The sequence below is a fragment of the Kluyvera sp. 142486 genome, assembly GCF_046569695.1.
Lineage (GTDB): Bacteria > Pseudomonadota > Gammaproteobacteria > Enterobacterales > Enterobacteriaceae > Kluyvera.
In genome coordinates this window covers 289841-304880 of sequence record NZ_JBKHUI010000001.1, presented here as the reverse complement: position 1 = coordinate 304880, position 15040 = coordinate 289841, and the positions used below count along the sequence as shown (strand labels likewise).

Sequence of the window (15040 nt, the reverse complement as noted above, 5' to 3'; positions counted from 1 at the left end):
TGGCTTACGCTGCCAGATTTTCAGCCACAAACGCCCAGTTCACCAGAGCCCAGAAGTGCTCCAGATAGTTTGGACGCGCATTGCGGTAGTCGATATAGTAAGCGTGTTCCCACACGTCAACGGTCAGCAGTGGTTTCGCATCGGTGGTCAGCGGGGTTGCCGCGTTAGACGTTGAAACGATAGCCAGAGAACCATCCGCCTTCTTCACAAGCCAGGTCCAGCCCGCACCGAAGTTTTTCACTGCGGCATCGGTGAACTGTGCTTTGAATTCAGCGAAGGAACCAAAGGATTTAGCGATCGCATCAGCGACGGCACCAGTTGGTTCGCCACCGGCATTAGGTGCCAGGCAGTTCCAGTAGAAGGTGTGGTTCCAGACCTGCGCTGCGTTGTTGAACACGCCGCCTTCAGAGGTACGGACGATCTCTTCCAGCGTTTTGCCTTCAAACGCCGTACCTTTGATCAGGTTGTTCAGGTTAGTGACATAGGTCTGGTGGTGTTTGCCGTAATGATACTCCAGGGTTTCCACAGAAATGTGTGGAACAAGAGCGTCTTTGGCATACGGTAATGCAGGTAATTCGAACGACATTGCTACTCTCCTTTATTATATTTGTACACTCAATAACCATGCATTGAGTAGGGATAGAGTAGCAAATTAAAAGGTGAGATAAAAGATAAGCTTACCCCGTTTATTAACAAACGGGGTAAGTGATTAACGAATTGTCTTTGGTGTCACAACGCGGCGGGCGCCGACGTAGTGACGGACCCAATAGTCTTCACTCAGCGACGTTATCTGGATGTCCTGGCCGGTGCGAGGAGACTGAATAAATTTGCCGTTGCCGACGTACACGCCAACGTGATCGGCGGTACCGCGACCCTGAGTGCGGAAGAAGACCAGATCGCCGCTTTCCAGTTCACCACGTTCAACCGGGCGCGCATCGCGCAGGTGGTACATTTCGTTAGCGGTACGTGGAATACGGATGTTGACCAGATCTTTGTATGCGTAATAGACCAGACCACTGCAGTCGAAGCCGGTGCGTGGGGAGTTGCCACCCCAGCGATATGGCTTGCCTAACTGGCCCATCAGCTTGTTCATCGCCGTCTTCTGTACTTTCTGTACCCGCACTTTGTGCGCGGCAGCGATGGTCGTCGGTTTGGATTCGACAGGGCTGGTGGTGCAGACCTTCTTGTGACCTTTGCGAACCTTGCAGGTCGTGGTGACGCTGGCGGTTTTGACTGCACTGTTTTTCGCGCGGGTTTTAGCGGAGGCTGTCTTTGATTTGCTGGCGGCTGGAGCGACTTTCTTCGCTACGGCTGGCGTGGTTTTCTTCTTAGCGGCAACCGGAGTGGATTTTTTCTTAGCGTTAGATTTATTGTCCGCGTTCTTTTTCTTGCGTTCACTGCTTTTTACAGGAAGCGACTTTTGCGCCGTTGGGGTTTTGGCATGCCCTGTAGCATGCGCCAACGGCGTGAAGGATAACGATGTAAACAGCAATGCACAGAGCGTGAACGACCATTTTTTTATCTGCGCCACTGAACAACCCTCTGAGTAAGATGCAGGCCAAATGTCCTTGCCTGGGTATGGTTTACAAAACCCAACGATTCTAATCCATAAAAACACGAAATGTTAATAGTGTTTTTATGGATAAAACGTTGTTTCGTTAGCAACTGCAAAAAAAAACATCATTTGATACATAATGAGTCAAATAATGAGCAAGCTTTTCATCAGCCTGCCGATAAACTCATATTTATAAAGCAACTTAACGGTTCAGACGATAAAATAGTAAAGCGTGAACAAAATGTTATTTTCTGTTCAGGGTCTGAAACGTTACAATGTCAGACTACTGCCGTAAAAAGAAGTTTGAGGAAGCAAGATAATGAGCGAGACAATTGAAAAAATTCAGCGCCAGATCGCTGAAAACCCGATCCTGCTGTACATGAAAGGTTCCCCGAAACTGCCTAGCTGCGGTTTCTCTGCCCAGGCCGTTCAGGCACTATCTGCCTGCGGTGAGCGCTTTGCCTATGTCGACATCCTGCAGAACCCGGACATTCGTGCCGAGCTGCCGAAATATGCAAACTGGCCGACCTTCCCACAGCTGTGGGTAGACGGTGAGCTGGTTGGCGGCTGTGACATCATCATTGAAATGTACCAGCGCGGTGAACTGCAGCCTCTGATTAAAGAGACCGCGGCGAAGTACGCTGAAGAGCCGAAAGCAGAATAATCGGTTTGCCCGGACAGTGGGCACAGAAATAAAAAAGCGACCTTCAGGTCGCTTTTTTTATGCCGCTATTCTTCAGTTGCTATCGGCAGCGGCCAGCCGCCGAGACGTTTCCAGCGGTTGACGATTTCGCAGAATAGAATGGCGGTCTGCTCAGTGTCATACAGCGCCGAGTGCGCCTGGCTGCTGTCGAAATCCATGCCCGCAGCGGTACAGGCTTTTGACAGCACGGTTTGCCCCAGTGCCAGCCCGCTCAGTGCGGCGGTGTCGAAGGTCACGAACGGGTGGAAAGGATTACGCTTGAGTGAAGCGCGATCGGCAGCAGCCATCATGAAGCTGTGGTCGAAGGTAGCGTTATGCGCCACCATGATGGCGCGATTACAGTCGCTGTCTTTCATGCCCTTGCGCACCATCTTGAAGATGGCATGCAGCGCATCGTACTCGCTGACCGCGCCGCGCAGCGGATTGTTAGGGTCGATCCCGTTGAACGCCAGTGCTTCCGGCTCAAGGTTCGCGCCTTCAAAAGGTTCAACGTGGAAATGCAACGTCGTGTCCGGCATCAGCCAGCCTTGCTCATCCATTTTCAACGTAATTGCCGCTATTTCGAGCAGGGCATCCGTTTTGGCATTGAATCCCGCAGTTTCCACATCAATCACTACCGGATAAAACCCACGAAAACGGTCGCATAGACCATTAAGTTGCACATTGTCGGACATCAGAATCTCTTCACTTAGAAAAAGTAGCGCGCATTATGGCAAATTTTGCCGCGGCTTGGAAAGGCGGGGTAAAAAAACGGGCGCCTTAGGCACCCGTACAGGAGTTAGTTGCCAAGGCCTTTGCCGGCATCTTTCTCTTCGATCAGTTCGATTTTATAGCCGTCCGGGTCTTCAACAAACGCGATCACCGTGGTGCCGCCTTTAACCGGGCCAGCTTCACGAGTGACGTTGCCGCCGTTCTGGCGAATGCGGTCACAGGCTTCTGCGGCGTTGTCCACGCTCAGGGCGATATGGCCGTAGGCGGTGCCCAGCTCATATTTATCTACGCCCCAGTTGTAGGTCAGCTCAATCACCGCTTCATCGCTCTCTTCGCCGTAGCCGACGAAAGCCAGAGAGTATTTATATTCGGTGTTTTCGCTGGTGCGCAGCAGCTTCATGCCCAGCACTTTGGTGTAGAAATCAATGGAGCGTTGCAGGTCGCCGACGCGCAGCATGGTATGCAGTAAACGCATGTTATCCCTCGTCCTTACTTATGAATAATCTGGCTAGTATAGCGGCGGATGGCCGCCGCTATCAATCAACGTGGGATTACAGAGCAGGGTAGTCGGTGTAACCTTCCGCGCCGCCGCCATAGAAGCTTTCCGGACGCTGAGGGTTCAGCTCGGCTTTATGCTTCAGACGAGCAACCAGATCCGGGTTGGCAATGTAGTCACGACCAAAGGCCACGGCATCAATTAACCCTTTCTCAATCAGCGCTTCCGCTTTTTCCGGGGTGTAGGCGCCAGCACCGATAATCGGGCCGTGGAAACGAGCGCGTACTTTTTCGCGGAATGCTTCGCTGTATGGCTGACCACCGGCCCAGTCTGGTTCAGACATGTGCAGGTAGGCAATACCGCGTTTGCCCAGCTCTTCAATTAAGTAGAGCGCATCGGCTTCTTCGTTCGGGCCGTTATCGACGTTCTGGAAGGTACCAATTGGCGACACGCGGATACCGATACGGTCTGCGCCCCATTCTTTGATCCCGGCATCAACCACTTCCAGCACCAGGCGTGCGCGGTTTTCTACGCTGCCGCCGTACTGGTCGGTACGATGGTTAGAGGATGGCGACAGGAACTGGTGCAGCAGATAACCGTGCGCGGAGTGCAGTTCAACCAGGTCGAAACCGGCTTCACGGGCGTTGGCAATCGCCTGACGGAAATCGTTGACGATACCAGGTATCTCTTCCGTTTCCAGCGCACGTGGCATAGAGGTATCAACGCGGGTGGCGTGACCCTTCTCATCGCGCAGCGAAGTACGGGTATTGGCGCTCAGCGCTGAAGGGGCAACCGGTGCTTCACCGTTTGGCTGCAGGCTGGAGTGGGAGATACGCCCGGTGTGCCACAACTGAACGGCGATACGACCATCTTCTGCATGAACGCCAGCGGTGATTTTCTGCCATGCGGCAATCTGTTCAGGGCTGTGCAGGCCAGGAGCACCCTGGTAGCCTTTTGCCTGAGCGGAAATTTGTGTCGCTTCGGAGATGATAAGACCGGAGCTTGCGCGTTGGCGATAGTATTCGGCCATCAGCGGGGTAGGGATGTCACCCGGAACGATGCTGCGCAGACGCGTCAGCGGGGCCATAAATACGCGGTTCGGGGCAGTAACCGCACCCACTTTCAGTGGGGTAAACAGTTTTTCTTGCGACATGGTGACTCCTGAGTAGACCGGTCGTCTAGTGTTTAACGAAATAAAAACGCCGGGATTAGTCCGGCGCGGCAATCAGATTCCTGACGTGTGTCAGCGCGCTTTCAAGCGGCGTTGAACTGCGGGCCATTTTCGCCTGCAGATTCGCGCCCAACCACAGTGAGTAGAGTACCTGTGCCGTGGCTTCAGCTTCGCCGCTGAAGGTAAGGCAGCCTTCACGGCGGCCATTTTCCAGCGCTTGCGCCAGCAGCGTCATAATCTGGCTGGCACCTTTGTTCATTTCCGTGCGCATATCTTCGGAAAGATCGCACACCTCGGCAGAGAGTTTTACGGTCAGACAACCGCTGATAAGCCCCTGCTGGCAAAACTGGGTGAGCGTGTGCTGGTAGTAGTCCAGCAGGCGATCGCGGTAGTTGCCCGCGCCCTGGGTAAAATGCTGAACCAGGCGCTGGTGATAATCGGCAAAGTGCCGTTCCAGCATCGCGACGCCAAACGCCTCTTTTGAACGGAAATAGTGATAAAACGACCCCTTCGGCACTTCCGCCGTCTTCAGGAGTTCGCTAAGCCCCATTCCGGTGAACCCCCGGTGCATACAAAGACGCTCGCCGGTAGCCAGAATGTGTTCACGGGTATCATGTTCAATCAATTTGCTCATGCGATGCACTGTAATAGACCGATTGGTCTAATGCAAATGAATTTTTGAAAATGCAGGTTCACCCGCACGATGCGGGAGAAAAGTTGCGCCCCGGTGATTAAACGTCTTCAATGAGTGTATGACGAGGTAAAAGGGGGCTAACGTGGCGGAGCAACTGGAATTTTTCACGGTTCAAAGTCCGTGCCGGGGAATTTGTCAGTCGGATGAGCGCGGATTTTGCCGCGGCTGTTTTCGCAGTCGTGATGAACGCTTTAACTGGCAAAAAATGAACGATGCGCAAAAACAAGAGGTGCTACGGCTCTGTCGTCAGCGTCTGCTGCGTAAATTACGCGCGGGTAAAGCGACGAATACGGAAGATCCTCAGCAGCCCTCACTGTTTTAAGCGCAAAAGTGCGTATACTCATTCCAACTTTTTTTGTTGAGGAAGTGGTTATGGTTCAACGTATTACCCTGGCACCACAAGGGCCAGAATTTTCCCGTTTCGTGATGGGCTACTGGCGTCTGATGGACTGGAACATGACGCCGCGTCAGCTGGTGAGCTTTATTGAAGAGCACCTCGACCTTGGGGTGACAACCGTTGACCACGCCGATATTTACGGTGGCTACGCCTGCGAAGCCGCGTTCGGTGAAGCGCTGAAGCTGGCGCCGCACCTGCGTGAAAGAATGGAAATTGTCACCAAGTGCGGGATCGCCACGACGGCGAAGCCGGAACACGCGCTGGGTCACTATATTACCGACCGCAACCACATTATTCATAGCGCCGAGCAGTCGCTGCGCAACCTGGCTACCGACGTGCTGGATCTGCTGCTGATCCACCGTCCGGATCCTTTGATGGATGCCGATGAAGTGGCGCAGGCGTTTACCGCGCTGCATCAGAGTGGGAAAGTGCGCCATTTCGGCGTCTCCAACTTTACCCCGGCGCAGTTTGCGTTGCTGCAGTCGCGTCTGCCATTCACTCTGGCCACTAACCAGGTGGAGATCTCGCCAATTCACCAGCCGACCATTCTTGACGGCACGCTGGATCAGCTACAGCAGCTGCGTATTCGCCCGATGGCCTGGTCCTGCCTCGGCGGTGGTCGCCTGTTTAATGACGACGAATTCCAGCCGCTGCGCGATGAGCTGGCGAAAGTGGCGAATGAGCTTAACGCAGGCAGCATTGAGCAGGTGGTGTATGCGTGGGTGCTGCGTTTACCATCGCAACCGCTGCCGATTATCGGCTCCGGCAAAATCGAACGCGTGCGCTCGGCTATTGTCGCGCAATCTCTGGATATGACGCGTCAGCAATGGTTCCGCATTCGTAAAGCCGCATTGGGTTACGACGTTCCGTAATACCAGTAACGCAGGCGGTTTTCACCGCCTGCGTCCTTTCTTCTACGCCGGTTGTTCGGTCAGCGTACCGGGCGGCGGTGCCGTTTCCAGCTGCGAAAGCGAACAGTACAGACGCCATAGAATCGAGGCCAGCTCGCGGGCTGCTGGTTGATGGTGGTGGGCAAGCGTGTCGCAGATTCTCTGCAGCTCCTGAAGTGTGGCGGCCAGCGGGCGCTGCTGAACCCCACGTTCGCTCATCACATCCCGTAGCAGGCTAATACACATATCGCGCACCTGCGACAGTGGGTCGGAGCGGGCTTCCCAGGCGCGCAACTGCCAGACCACGTGCGAGCAGTTCAACAGCACCACGCCCCAGCGCAGTAACCAGCGGCGCGCCGGTTCATCCTGGCTGCTGCTGAGTTGGCTAACATGATGATAAACCAGCGATTCAAATTCATGCTCACTGTTTGCCGGGTGTCGGCTAAGCTGATCAACAAAGTGACGCCGTAACGCCCGAATATGACGGCGGCTTTTGCGCGCGTCTGAGCCGGGGGTGAGCACAGCAAACGCCAGCCAGGCCAGGCCGACGCCGATGATTTTGGCCAGATTATCGTTCAGGAAGTCGCCAAAGTTGTAGACCGGGGGATTGGTCACCGCGATAAAGGAGCCCATAAAGACGATAAGTGAACCCCACAGTCTCGCCTGTTTAGGCATCTGCAGTTTCAGCAGTTGCATTGTCAACAATAGCGGGAACAGAAACAGCATGAACTGCCAGAGATCGCTGATTTGCACCATCAGGCCGAATTTGACGCCAAAGCTGAATATCGACAAGAGGATCAGGGTACGCATCAGCAGCGTGAGCGAACTGAACGGGGACGGTACGTTGGAATAGAGCACGCAACAAATGGCTGCCAGGGTTAAGGCCGCCGCGCCCGATTCCCACTGGGTGCTGATGCTTAGCGCGCCAACGCTGACCAGCGCAAAGAAGGTACGGATGCCGCTCCAGGCGGCTTCAGCGTGGTCGGTATGGCGCATCAGGGCCGGAGCGGCAGGTACGGTAAACTCGGTCACTGCAGTGGCGTTTTCCAGCCGCTGGAGCCAATGGCTGGTGGTGAGATAAAGGCGGCAGAAGTAGCGTAAGCGGTGCCAGAACGCGTGGTGGCGATAATCCTGCGGGTCGCTCGGCGCCAGCGGGGCAATAATTCGCGCGACGGTATAGGCATCGCAGTCTGGCTTCGCCAGTGCCAGCAACAGTTCTTCCAGTACCGGGCGGATGGTTTGCGGCGCATCCGGCCAGTTCATCAGCAGGCGACGTAAGCTGGAGATAACGCTGGTCAGACGGAGTTGCTGGTGCAGCAGATAGTTGAGCAGCGTGTTCTGCCGTCGCAGGCGATAGTGGCTCCAGAAGGCCTGAATACGCAGCAGGTTCATCGTCAGGATCTGGCTTATCACACTCTGGTGCGCGGTGCGGATGGCATCGGTGGTGACCGGTTGCCAGAGCATGTTGGCGTGTTCAAGAAGCCGGGCGTGCATATTTTTAAGCGCCGTCAGCAGGGCGCTGCCGTCTGAGGTGCTGGGCAGGATCATCATCATCAGCCCGCCGCACAGAATCCCGACAATCACTTCACATACGCGCGCTTGAGCAATGTCCCAGAGCCGGGTGGCATCCACTACATTAATAATCGGAAACGCGATAATCGCACAGGTGTAGCCCGCCAGTTGGAAGGCGTAGGCGACGTTGTTAGTGTACATCGCGCAGGCCCAGGTACAGAACGCGAGCCAGCCGGACATCGCAAAAAGAAACAGCCAGGGATCGGTCAGGGTATGTCCGGCAATAAGCAGCGCCGCACAGGCGCCGAGCATACTTCCGGCAATACGTCCGAGGCTTTTACTGATAACGCCGCCAACGGTCGGAAAGCTCACCACTGCGGCGGAGGTCATTGCCCAGTAAGGCTCATCAAGGTTGAGCCAGTAGGCAATGCTCAGCGCGAGACACATGGCAATGGCGTTGCGCATGGCGTAGCGCCATTGCGGCACGGTCGCTTTAAACCAGGGCAATGACCGCCATGTTAAAGCGGGTAAGGTCATTGCTTCCCACCAACAATAGAGACGGTGCAGGTGGTACCGGCAACCAGTACGGTATCCGCTGGCAACGCATCTAATTCAATGCGTACCGGCACACGCTGGGCCAGACGCACCCATGGAATAGTCGGCTTGATATCGGCAACCAGTTTGCCGTCTGTCGCCAGACTCTGGTCGTGGATGGCACGACCGATGCTAGATACGTGACCCTGTAACTTTTTATCATCACTGTAGAGGACTACATCGGCGCGGTCACCCTCGCGGATGTGGCGCAGTTTGGTCTCTTCGAAGTAGCCGACCACGTAGAAGGAGTGGCTGTCGATAAGCGCAAAGACCGGATGCCCGACGGCGGCATAGTTGCCGACGCGGGTTGAAAGGTTAGTGACCCAACCGTCGACCGGCGCTTTTACGTTGGTTTGGGCCAGCTGCCAGCGGGCATGTTCGCGCTCGGCTTTGGCGGCATCAAAGTTGGCCTGCGCTGCTTTCAGCGTCATGTTGGCCGTATCAAGGTCTTCGGCGGAGATAAAGTTCTGCGACAGTCCCCGGCGACGATCCACTTCATGACTGGCGCGCGAGAGGTCGGACTGAGCCTTGGCAAGCTTCGCATTGGCATTCATCTCGGCAATTTTCCACGGCGTTGGGTCAATCTGGAACAGCACGTCGCCAGCGTGGACAAACTGGTTATCCTTCACGTTGAGGGTCAGAATACTGCCAGAAACCTGTGGCGTAATATCAACCTGTTCTGCGCGAATTTTGCCATCACGCGTCCACGGCGATTGCATGTAGTAGTTCCAGACCAGCCAGCAGGCGATGATAGCCAGAGCAGCGATGAGCAAAGTTGAGAAGTATTTTAATTTTTTCATTGAGTTACATCACCACCAAACCAGTATCATCAGCGCCATACACACTGAAAGGGCAAAGAAAGAGAGATCCATCAATAGCGGGTGCCAGATGTCACCGGCATACATCCAGTCACGTAATAAACGATGAATAATCAACCAGAGCAGGAAGCCCAGCAGGACGGCTTTAAATACAGGGGGGAAATAAATAGAAGCACCAACCACAAGGTCTTGCAGCGGGACTCCAGGAATGTGGAAAATAGACTTCACAAGCAGAAATCCTTTGCAATTGAAGAGTTATGGCTCGATAGTGTGTCGTGTTTTGACATACATTCACATCATTTGAAACAGTGTAACTCACGGATCTGGTTTGCGTGCACGTGGCAATTCATTTGTTTTGCTAATTTAAATACTGCACACTATTCTAAAATCAGTATAATAACTTAGCAAGCTAATTATAAGGAGATGAAATTGGAATCGCCATTAGGTTCTGATCTGGCACGGTTGGTGCGCATTTGGCGTGCTTTGATTGACCATCGCCTCAAACCTCTGGAACTCACGCAGACTCACTGGGTCACGCTGCATAATATTCATCAGCTGCCGCCCGAACAGTCGCAAATCCAACTGGCAAAGGCGATCGGCATCGAGCAGCCGTCATTAGTTCGTACTCTGGATCAGTTGGAAGAGAAGGGACTGATCTCTCGCCAGACCTGTGCGAACGACCGCCGTGCTAAACGCATTAAGTTGACTGAGAAAGCGGAACCGCTGATCCAGGAGATGGAAGCGGTCATCAGCCACACGCGCGGTGATATCCTGTCAGGGATCTCCGCCGAGGAGCTGGAGATGTTGACCACGCTCATCCGCAAACTGGAGCAGAATATCATTGAGCTGCAATCGCGCGATTGATACTCATTGATACTCAAAAAAACCCGCGACGTTCGCGGGTTTTTTTTCACCTCTATTTTTCCCAGACCACCACACGGTTTCTGCCCGCCGCTTTTGCGCGGTACATCGCTTCATCCGCGCGTCTAACACACTCTTCCACCGGCACCGACAAATCGACGGCGGTGAAAACGCCCATGCTGATAGTGATAGACTCCGGGAGTTGCGCATGGCTGCTCTGTGTATCGTGTTGACTGATTGCCAGACGAATACGCTCGGCAATCGTTCGTGCCACCTCAGGAGAGGTGTTTACCAGCAGTAGGGCAAACTCTTCGCCGCCGATACGCGCGGCAACGTCATTTTGCCGTACCGAATCCTGCAGGACTTTCGCCACGAACTGAATCACCTTGTCGCCCTGCAGGTGACCATATTTGTCATTGATGCGTTTAAAGTGGTCCAAATCGCTGACAATCACCGATACCGGCTGCCCGTTGGCAATGGTAGGAAGCAGTGTGGTAAACGAGTCGTAGAAATAGCTGCGATTATACAGCCGCGTTAATGGGTCACGGATGGAGTTCTGGTACGAGTCACGGTACTTCGCATTGGACTGGCGGTAGAGCGTGAACACGTCGCAAAACAGCACAAAGATGAGGAACAGGGTGGCGATGGTTTCAAACAGACGCGCTTGATACCAGCTGTAGCTGGCGGTCTCCTGGCCGGTCATCAGCACAAATATCGTGAAAGTATAGCAAGCGCAGAAGAAGGCGCCGCTGTACCAAAAGATATTGCGCAGTTGAGTAATCAGTAAAATAAGTATCAGGGTGACAACCCAAATTCCGACCATCGACCAGCTGATAAGCTGGCTCCATACATTAGTATATTTAAAGGTCACATTATCAATAAAGGTTACGTGAAGTAATGGATTGTTACTTGAATATAACCAAGCCAACTCCATCACGCAGGCACAAAAAATAACGATGGCGCTAAGAATGAAAAAGTGAATTTTACGGCTGTGCATCTCACGTAGTTTAAATACGTAGAGGATGACTGAGGCCATAAACAATATTGCCATTAAGATATTACGGAATACGAAAAATATCAGCGCATCATTGTAATTCGCATCGGTCACGCCACCGCAGAGGAACCAGTCAGGGTAGCTCTTCAACGTCCCCAGCATAAGCAGCGCCGAGGTGGCAAATGCGAAGGCAATGGGCATGAGATAGAGGCGGCGTTTGTCACACGAATATTTCATCACCATGAACACGGCGATCATGGTATGGAAGACCATCAGAAAGATAGTCAGCGTTGGGAACAATATCGGCGCAATAGCTGGAACATTGCTGATAACCGCGTTCGAAAAATAATTCAGAACAAGCGTGCCAATAAGGGTGACGGTCAGGTAAATCAAAAAGCGCTGAAGCGGAAATTTTAACAGCATATATGTGTCCTATGTATGCAACGCCGGGCATGCAATGGGCATCCAGCCCTATACACAGGAAGTGTAATGGATAAACTGTCAGTAAATATTGTCCACGCGCAAATTATACATAAGCTAAATGTCAATTATGCATTCATAGTATGAATTAATTTTTTATTTAAAATAAGTATTAGAAATAATGCTGCGGGGTGGAAAGGTACGTGGCCGTAGCGGCCACGTACGCGAAGTGAGGCTTAACGCGGGGAAACGGTGACCTGGCTACCGTTGCTTGCCATAACCACACGCTGGCCAGCAGAGAAGCGGGTATCGCCCTGTTTCTGCACCACCATGATGGTGTTACCGTCATCTTTACGAATTTCCAGCTCAACGCCCTGGGTTTTATTCATCGCCCCCTGAACACCTTGACCTGCTACGCCACCTGCCACAGCACCCGCCGCAGTCGCCAGGGAACGACCGGTGCCGCCACCGATAGTGTTACCCAGGAAGCCACCCAGAACTGCACCTCCGATGGCGCCGATAACGTTGTTATCGTCGCCGCCCTGAATCTGGACAGGACGTACATGGACGATGGTACCGTAGGTCACGTTCTGGACCTGTTTCGCTTCGGATGCAGAGTAAACATCGCCTGACAACCCGCTGTTGCTGACACATCCGGCCAGGGATAAACCAATCATTGAAACAGCCAATACGCGTAACATCATTTTATGAATCTCCAGTTCACTCAGAATCGCTCTTGTGAGCATCCGTACTAAACGATTATATGGTATTTGATTCGAGCGGTCATATATTCCGCATTTATTATTAATGATAATCCATAATGGCTTAACCAACGTTAAACGCAAGGGAAACTACCCTGCGGGCCGATGGCAGGTATATTGTTAAAAAGTATTATCAGTTAATAGCATTAAGTGTCACTTTATGATTGAGTGTTGACTTTGCAAAGATGACTAAGGACGGCGTATGAAATCCGGGCGATATATTGGCGTGATGTCGGGAACCAGCTTTGACGGTGTGGACGTAGTGCTCGCAGCAATTGATGAAAGCCGTGTAGCCCAGCTTGCCAGCCTCACCTGGCCAATACCGGTAGCCCTAAAAGAGGCCGTGCTCGCCATCTGCCAGGGGCAGGCGCTAACGCTTTCGCAACTCGGTCAACTCGACAATCGGCTGGGGAATTTGTTTGCTGAAGCAGTTATCGCGCTAATGTCTCAGGAGCATCTTGAGGCACACGATATCGTCGCCATCGGCTGTCACGGGCAAACGGTTTGGCATGAGCCAACGGGCGCTGCGCCGCACACGATGCAGATTGGCGACAACAATATTATCGCCGCCCGCACTGGCGTGAGCGTGGTGGGGGATTTCCGCCGCCGCGACATGGCGCTGGGTGGGCAGGGCGCGCCGCTGGTGCCCGCCTTCCACCAGGCGCTGCTGGCGCATCCTGACGAACGTCGGATGATCCTCAACATTGGCGGTATTGCCAACCTCTCTTTACTCGTTCCTGGTATGCCGGTGCGCGGTTTTGATACCGGTCCGGGTAATATGCTGATGGATGCATGGATCTGGCGCAGCCTTGGCAAACCATACGACAAAGACGCCGAGTGGGCGAGCGAAGGCAAGGTTATCCTGCCGATGCTGCAGGATATGCTTAGCGACCCATATTTCTCGGCGCCCGCGCCAAAAAGTACCGGACGAGAGTACTTCAACTACGGCTGGTTGGCGCAGTTCCTGGCGCGCTACCCAGGCCTGCGCCCACAGGACGTACAGGCGACGTTAACGGAATTGACCGCCGTGACCATCAGCGAACAGGTGATGTTGAGCGGCGGCTGCGAACGTCTGCTGGTCTGCGGCGGCGGCAGCCGTAATCCGTTGGTGATGGCGCGTCTGGCCGGTCTGCTGGCCGGAACGGAAGTGGCGAGCACTGATGCCTACGGGATCAGCGGCGATGATATGGAAGCACTGGCATTTGCCTGGCTTGCCTGGCGAACCGTCGCCGGGCTGCCGGGGAACCTACCATCGGTGACCGGTGCCTCGGAGGCGACAGTGCTAGGGGCTATTTATCCGGCAAATCCGCAGCATAATCAGAGTTAACTGACATCTTCTTTTACAGTGGGCCGGTAGACTTAACTTGAACGGGAGTGTGAAAATCACTCCTTGACCAGGAATGTCGGAAGGCCCAACACAATGAAAAAGCTATTTATTGCCGTTCTCCCTTTTATGCTTGCTGGCTGCAGTGCGTACAATCAATTTATGGAACGCATGCAGACCGACACGCTGGAATACCAGTGTGAGGAAAAGCCGCTGACCGTGCATCTCAACAATCAGCGCCAGCAGGTGAACTTTATCTATGACAACCAGCAACTGAATCTCCAGCAGGGGATCTCCGCGTCGGGCGCTCGCTATACTGACGGGATCTATGTGTTCTGGTCTAAAGGTAATGAAGCAACCGTCTACAAACGCGACCACATCGTGTTGAATAACTGCCAGTTACAAAACCCCAAGCGTTGAGATTTTCAGGCGGGCGGCGCACAATAACGCCACCCGTTGACTACTCTCTTAAACGCCATGTCTGATAACGACGATCTGCAACAAATCGCGCATCTGCGCCGTGAGTACACCCGTGGCGGCCTGCGTCGCCATGACCTTCCTGCTGAACCGCTGCCTCTGTTCGAACGTTGGTTACGCCAGGCATGTGATGCCAGACTGGCTGACCCTACGGCGATGGTGGTTGCCACGGTTGATGAAAACGGTCAGCCGTACCAGCGTATCGTTCTGCTTAAGCACTATGATGAGAAAGGGCTGGTCTTCTATACCAACCTTGGCAGCCGTAAGGCGCATCAACTTGAGAACAATCCGCGCATCAGCCTGCTGTTCCCGTGGCATATGCTGGAGCGTCAGGTGATGGTTATCGGCAAGGCTGAACGTCTGTCGACTCTTGAAGTGGTGAAGTATTTCCACAGCCGCCCGCGTGACAGCCAAATCGGCGCCTGGGTATCTAAACAGTCCAGCCGCATCTCCGCGCGCGGTATCCTCGAAAGCAAGTTCATGGAACTGAAGCAGAAATTCCAACAGGGCGAAGTCCCGCTGCCGAGTTTCTGGGGTGGTTTCCGCGTGTCGATTGAGCAGATGGAGTTCTGGCAGGGCGGTGAACATCGTCTGCACGACCGTTTTTTATACCAGCGCGATGCAGATGCCTGGAAAATCGACCGTCTGGCACCGTAATCCCT

General features: G+C 53.7%; 18 protein-coding genes. 7 read left to right on the top strand and 11 right to left on the bottom strand.

All coding sequences use genetic code 11. The features are described from left to right. Positions 1-4: 4 nt before the first annotated feature. Both sodB and ACLGE8_RS01505 read right to left on the bottom strand, forming a co-directional pair. Positions 5-586, bottom strand: coding sequence for a superoxide dismutase [Fe] (gene sodB, locus ACLGE8_RS01510; RefSeq protein WP_185666148.1), 582 nt, complete (start codon positions 584-586; stop codon positions 5-7). 123 nt (positions 587-709) lie between these two features. After that, positions 710-1531 (bottom strand): C40 family peptidase, encoded by an 822-nt coding sequence (locus tag ACLGE8_RS01505; RefSeq protein WP_410995953.1) that lies wholly within the window; start codon positions 1529-1531, stop codon positions 710-712. A 343-nt stretch (positions 1532-1874) separates the two neighbouring features. On the opposite strand from ACLGE8_RS01505, the gene ACLGE8_RS01500 reads away from it, so the two are divergent. Next, positions 1875-2219, top strand: coding sequence for a Grx4 family monothiol glutaredoxin (locus ACLGE8_RS01500; RefSeq protein WP_035896299.1), 345 nt, complete (start codon positions 1875-1877; stop codon positions 2217-2219). 65 nt (positions 2220-2284) lie between these two features. Here the strand turns inward: ACLGE8_RS01500 and rnt are convergent, their stop codons facing one another. The 4 genes from rnt to ACLGE8_RS01480 form a co-directional block, all read right to left on the bottom strand. Next, positions 2285-2932: a ribonuclease T gene (gene rnt / locus ACLGE8_RS01495; RefSeq protein ID WP_220439749.1), complete on the bottom strand. Its 648-nt coding sequence runs from the start codon at positions 2930-2932 to the stop codon at positions 2285-2287. 104 nt (positions 2933-3036) lie between these two features. Next, positions 3037-3444, bottom strand: coding sequence for a lactoylglutathione lyase (gene gloA / locus ACLGE8_RS01490; protein WP_333496474.1), 408 nt, complete (start codon positions 3442-3444; stop codon positions 3037-3039). Positions 3445-3520: 76 nt separating this feature from the next. After that, on the bottom strand, positions 3521-4618 hold the full coding sequence (locus ACLGE8_RS01485) for an alkene reductase (protein WP_410995952.1): 1098 nt from the start codon (positions 4616-4618) through the stop codon (positions 3521-3523). 55 nt (positions 4619-4673) lie between these two features. Further along, positions 4674-5270 carry a TetR/AcrR family transcriptional regulator gene (locus tag ACLGE8_RS01480; RefSeq protein ID WP_410995951.1) on the bottom strand — a complete coding sequence of 199 codons (597 nt, stop codon included), beginning with the start codon at positions 5268-5270 and terminating at the stop codon, positions 4674-4676. A 142-nt stretch (positions 5271-5412) separates the two neighbouring features. Between ACLGE8_RS01480 and ACLGE8_RS01475 the strand changes: the two genes are divergently transcribed. Then, positions 5413-5652, top strand: coding sequence for a DUF1289 domain-containing protein (locus tag ACLGE8_RS01475; protein ID WP_410995950.1), 240 nt, complete (start codon positions 5413-5415; stop codon positions 5650-5652). A 50-nt stretch (positions 5653-5702) separates the two neighbouring features. Then, positions 5703-6599: an aldo/keto reductase family oxidoreductase gene (locus ACLGE8_RS01470; protein ID WP_410995949.1), complete on the top strand. Its 897-nt coding sequence runs from the start codon at positions 5703-5705 to the stop codon at positions 6597-6599. Positions 6600-6641: 42 nt separating this feature from the next. Here the strand turns inward: ACLGE8_RS01470 and ACLGE8_RS01465 are convergent, their stop codons facing one another. From ACLGE8_RS01465 to ACLGE8_RS01455, 3 genes are read right to left on the bottom strand one after another with little or no spacing between them, the layout of a single operon-like run. Further along, positions 6642-8666 (bottom strand): FUSC family protein, encoded by a 2025-nt coding sequence (locus tag ACLGE8_RS01465; protein ID WP_410995948.1) that lies wholly within the window; start codon positions 8664-8666, stop codon positions 6642-6644. Further along, positions 8663-9523: an efflux RND transporter periplasmic adaptor subunit gene (locus ACLGE8_RS01460; protein ID WP_410995947.1), complete on the bottom strand. Its 861-nt coding sequence runs from the start codon at positions 9521-9523 to the stop codon at positions 8663-8665. Before ACLGE8_RS01460 ends, ACLGE8_RS01465 begins: the two co-directional genes overlap by 4 nt. A gap of 9 nt (positions 9524-9532) precedes the next feature. After that, positions 9533-9769 (bottom strand): DUF1656 domain-containing protein, encoded by a 237-nt coding sequence (locus tag ACLGE8_RS01455; RefSeq protein ID WP_410995946.1) that lies wholly within the window; start codon positions 9767-9769, stop codon positions 9533-9535. Between the two features lie 195 nt (positions 9770-9964). On the opposite strand from ACLGE8_RS01455, the gene slyA reads away from it, so the two are divergent. Next, positions 9965-10405 carry a transcriptional regulator SlyA gene (slyA, locus tag ACLGE8_RS01450; RefSeq protein WP_333498293.1) on the top strand — a complete coding sequence of 147 codons (441 nt, stop codon included), beginning with the start codon at positions 9965-9967 and terminating at the stop codon, positions 10403-10405. A 52-nt stretch (positions 10406-10457) separates the two neighbouring features. Here the strand turns inward: slyA and ACLGE8_RS01445 are convergent, their stop codons facing one another. Further along, entirely contained in the window at positions 10458-11819 is a 1362-nt protein-coding gene (locus ACLGE8_RS01445; protein ID WP_410995945.1) for a GGDEF domain-containing protein, read from the bottom strand. A gap of 233 nt (positions 11820-12052) precedes the next feature. Then, positions 12053-12520, bottom strand: coding sequence for an outer membrane lipoprotein SlyB (gene slyB / locus ACLGE8_RS01440; protein WP_185666161.1), 468 nt, complete (start codon positions 12518-12520; stop codon positions 12053-12055). Between the two features lie 259 nt (positions 12521-12779). Between slyB and anmK the strand changes: the two genes are divergently transcribed. The 3 genes from anmK (at position 12780) to pdxH (ending at position 15035) form a co-directional block, all read left to right on the top strand. Further along, the gene (gene anmK / locus ACLGE8_RS01435) at positions 12780-13904 is read left to right on the top strand and encodes an anhydro-N-acetylmuramic acid kinase (RefSeq protein ID WP_410995944.1); all 1125 of its coding nucleotides are present in this window, start codon (positions 12780-12782) and stop codon (positions 13902-13904) included. Between the two features lie 93 nt (positions 13905-13997). Then, the gene (mliC, locus tag ACLGE8_RS01430) at positions 13998-14321 is read left to right on the top strand and encodes a C-type lysozyme inhibitor (protein WP_410995943.1); all 324 of its coding nucleotides are present in this window, start codon (positions 13998-14000) and stop codon (positions 14319-14321) included. 57 nt (positions 14322-14378) lie between these two features. Next, positions 14379-15035 carry a pyridoxamine 5'-phosphate oxidase gene (pdxH, locus tag ACLGE8_RS01425; protein WP_035897054.1) on the top strand — a complete coding sequence of 219 codons (657 nt, stop codon included), beginning with the start codon at positions 14379-14381 and terminating at the stop codon, positions 15033-15035. Positions 15036-15040: the final 5 nt, after the last annotated feature.

Excerpts from the sequence above, each read along its gene's own strand:
- ACLGE8_RS01460 (WP_410995947.1), bottom strand. The coding sequence starts at position 9,523 with ATGAAAAAATTAAAATACTTCTCAACTTTGCTCATCGCTGCTCTGGCT.
- ACLGE8_RS01465 (WP_410995948.1), bottom strand. The coding sequence starts at position 8,666 with ATGACCTTACCCGCTTTAACATGGCGGTCATTGCCCTGGTTTAAAGCG.
- rnt (WP_220439749.1), bottom strand. The coding sequence starts at position 2,932 with ATGTCCGACAATGTGCAACTTAATGGTCTATGCGACCGTTTTCGTGGG.
- ACLGE8_RS01500 (WP_035896299.1), top strand. The coding sequence starts at position 1,875 with ATGAGCGAGACAATTGAAAAAATTCAGCGCCAGATCGCTGAAAACCCG.
- mliC (WP_410995943.1), top strand. The coding sequence starts at position 13,998 with ATGAAAAAGCTATTTATTGCCGTTCTCCCTTTTATGCTTGCTGGCTGC.
- ACLGE8_RS01445 (WP_410995945.1), bottom strand. The coding sequence starts at position 11,819 with ATGCTGTTAAAATTTCCGCTTCAGCGCTTTTTGATTTACCTGACCGTC.
- pdxH (WP_035897054.1), top strand. The coding sequence starts at position 14,379 with ATGTCTGATAACGACGATCTGCAACAAATCGCGCATCTGCGCCGTGAG.
- ACLGE8_RS01485 (WP_410995952.1), bottom strand. The coding sequence starts at position 4,618 with ATGTCGCAAGAAAAACTGTTTACCCCACTGAAAGTGGGTGCGGTTACT.
- ACLGE8_RS01480 (WP_410995951.1), bottom strand. The coding sequence starts at position 5,270 with ATGAGCAAATTGATTGAACATGATACCCGTGAACACATTCTGGCTACC.
- gloA (WP_333496474.1), bottom strand. The coding sequence starts at position 3,444 with ATGCGTTTACTGCATACCATGCTGCGCGTCGGCGACCTGCAACGCTCC.
- sodB (WP_185666148.1), bottom strand. The coding sequence starts at position 586 with ATGTCGTTCGAATTACCTGCATTACCGTATGCCAAAGACGCTCTTGTT.
- anmK (WP_410995944.1), top strand. The coding sequence starts at position 12,780 with ATGAAATCCGGGCGATATATTGGCGTGATGTCGGGAACCAGCTTTGAC.
- slyA (WP_333498293.1), top strand. The coding sequence starts at position 9,965 with ATGAAATTGGAATCGCCATTAGGTTCTGATCTGGCACGGTTGGTGCGC.
- ACLGE8_RS01470 (WP_410995949.1), top strand. The coding sequence starts at position 5,703 with ATGGTTCAACGTATTACCCTGGCACCACAAGGGCCAGAATTTTCCCGT.
- slyB (WP_185666161.1), bottom strand. The coding sequence starts at position 12,520 with ATGATGTTACGCGTATTGGCTGTTTCAATGATTGGTTTATCCCTGGCC.